4 protein-coding genes and 2 pseudogenes are annotated in these 2,018 nt (G+C 52.8%); 3 read left to right on the plus strand and 3 right to left on the minus strand.

Annotation, left to right across the window (positions count from 1 at the left end; genetic code table 11):
- A partial coding sequence (locus Q0835_RS29690; protein ID WP_298967066.1) for a hypothetical protein occupies nucleotides 1–339 on the minus strand: 339 nt, incomplete at its 3' end.
- Between the two features lie 279 nt (nucleotides 340–618).
- Between Q0835_RS29690 and Q0835_RS29695 the strand changes: the two are divergent.
- Nucleotides 619–782, plus strand: a pseudogene (locus Q0835_RS29695) (IS110 family transposase); the annotation flags it as partial.
- Nucleotides 783–896: 114 nt separating this feature from the next.
- Here Q0835_RS29695 and Q0835_RS29700 read toward each other — a convergent pair.
- Nucleotides 897–1,238 carry a ProQ/FINO family protein gene (locus tag Q0835_RS29700; RefSeq protein WP_298967068.1) on the minus strand — a complete coding sequence of 114 codons (342 nt, stop codon included), beginning with the start codon at nucleotides 1,236–1,238 and terminating at the stop codon, nucleotides 897–899.
- 91 nt (nucleotides 1,239–1,329) lie between these two features.
- On the opposite strand from Q0835_RS29700, the gene Q0835_RS29705 reads away from it, so the two are divergent.
- Nucleotides 1,330–1,530 (plus strand): hypothetical protein, encoded by a 201-nt coding sequence (locus tag Q0835_RS29705; RefSeq protein ID WP_298967071.1) that lies wholly within the window; start codon nucleotides 1,330–1,332, stop codon nucleotides 1,528–1,530.
- A 17-nt stretch (nucleotides 1,531–1,547) separates the two neighbouring features.
- Here Q0835_RS29705 and repC read toward each other — a convergent pair whose 3' ends face one another.
- Nucleotides 1,548–1,925 carry a replication initiation protein RepC gene (gene repC, locus Q0835_RS29710; protein ID WP_298967074.1) on the minus strand — a complete coding sequence of 126 codons (378 nt, stop codon included), beginning with the start codon at nucleotides 1,923–1,925 and terminating at the stop codon, nucleotides 1,548–1,550.
- On the opposite strand from repC, the pseudogene Q0835_RS29715 reads away from it, so the two are divergent.
- Nucleotides 1,883–1,990 (plus strand): annotated as a pseudogene (locus Q0835_RS29715) (IS6 family transposase); the annotation flags it as partial. The gene repC and the pseudogene Q0835_RS29715 overlap by 43 nt on opposite strands.
- Nucleotides 1,991–2,018: the final 28 nt, after the last annotated feature.

Raw genomic sequence — 2,018 nt, forward strand, 5'->3', positions numbered from 1 at the left:
CCGGTTTTCGCCGTAGACCGGGATCCTGCCGCCCTCTATCGACTTTGCCAGGGAAATTACATCCTTCCAAAAAACAGCAATGGAACTCTCGCCTTGCGCACGGAGGGCGCTGGCAACATGGGGTGTGCCCGTGCTATTTTTTCCTGATGCGTCTTGGATACCATTGGTCAGGGCAGCGATAACCCTCTCCAGCTTTGTTGTTCCGCCATTTTCAAGTTGAACCGGGGCTACCGTTTCGTTTTTGAGCCGGAAGCCGTCCGAGCCCTCAGCACGGCCTGGATAATGATCATTGTGATCTTGAATAAGATCGTTGAGATTCAAAGAGTGAGAACTATTCATAGCAACCCAATCAACTTAGATATGTACATCAAGTTGAAATTAGATATCAAAATAGTATGGTCATATTTATTCAAAACTTTTACTTGAAGTAGCCAAATTGTACAATTTTATGGTGAAGTTTACGGCGCCGCCTATTTGCGGTGTCGGGTCCGTTGGCATAAAGGTACGCGAGGTCCCACAGGAATTGGGGGCAATTTTCGTGGGCCTGATGATGTAGACGCCCGCCGCTGGCTCAGATGTGCCAAGGTTAGTTTGTTTTAATCCTATTTGGAGGCGTCGATGTCAGAAGTTCACACAATTGGTTTGGATTTCGCGAAATCGGTATTCCAGGCTCATGGGGCAGACCCGTCAGGAGGAGGGGTGTTTTTCGCAGGCGATTGCGGCGTAGCCAGGTTCTGAGTTTCTTTGCGGCCCAACCAAAGTGCTTGGTTGCAATGGAAGCCTGAGGGATTGTCGCGCTATACCCAGGATCAGATTGAGGGCGGTGAGGATCGCCCTGGCGGCGGAGATTTCCGGAAGCTCGGCCGAGACTGCTGATCTTGCGGTGTCAAATGCGTTCATTGCGCGCTCCCTTGCATTTTTCTTTTCCTGATTTTGTCCAAAGCGCATTTGATATTGTTCTGAGCATCAGCCCGGCTTTGATCTGTGATCTCCCCGGTTTTGTCATAAACAGGATTGAGATCGAGATCGTATCGCCGGTCTTCTTCGATAACAGCGTTGGAGTAGGTGAGTGTTTTTACCAGGGCACTCAGGGCTTTTTTGACGATCTTCCGATCCTGGGCATTGGGGTAGCGGGCGAGGAGATCGTCGGCCACTCCGATTTTCATAGGCCACACCCTTTTGGCGAGGAAGATCTTGGGCAGGTTTTCTATCTTACTGATCCCCAGGGACTCGGTCATTTGATTGAGGAACCTGGTCTTGAACTTTGGGCTGAGAAAGCGCCGGTCCTGTTTTTTACGATCGCGCTTTGAAGTCGCCTTTTGCGGCTCCGTGACCGTAGAAAGCAACGTCTGTTCCGGCGTATTGCAGCTTTCGGCTTTTGGCGAAGCCTTGGCAGGATCAGATTTCGCGGGCCCTGCCGGAAAGAGCCTCAGGGTCTTCTTCGCCGAATTGACACTCGATCTTGTCTTGGCGGGCAGGGAGGCAGCGAACTCGTTGTCTTCAGTCGAACTGGGCATGTCTTACTTTTAAAGGTCAGGCGATGGTTTTCAGGAATGTGCCAGGCCAAAGAGGGATTTCTTCAGGTTTAGCCTGTGGTCGGACGCCCTGTCGATCATTGCGCGGAAATATCCTCCAGGCGAGACGATCAATTTAGGTTCGCGCAGGGCCTTTTCGGCAACAACGGCGAGGCACGCGGACGGCAGGTGTTTTCCATGGCGCAGCACGGCCTGGGTATGCCCGGCCTCACTGAGGCCGATGAGGATCCGCAGATGGTCCGCCGCGGCACACAAATCGGCCCAGGATTTGAACCGGGCGACAGTTTCAGTCTGAACCATAGAACAAGCTGACTGGATGAGTCCGATGGAAACGCCTTCGAGGTTGCCTCCGTCCGATTGGGCGCGCTGTTCGCAAGGACCTGCCCCCAATAATTGGTTTCCGCCGTTCCCACCGCCCGACACGCAAACGGGAGAAGATCTTTGGCCGGTTTAAATAGCCTCGCCAAGCGCAGCGGTTTCTGT

The organism is uncultured Roseibium sp. (genome assembly GCF_947499295.1).
Classification (GTDB): domain Bacteria; phylum Pseudomonadota; class Alphaproteobacteria; order Rhizobiales; family Stappiaceae; genus Roseibium.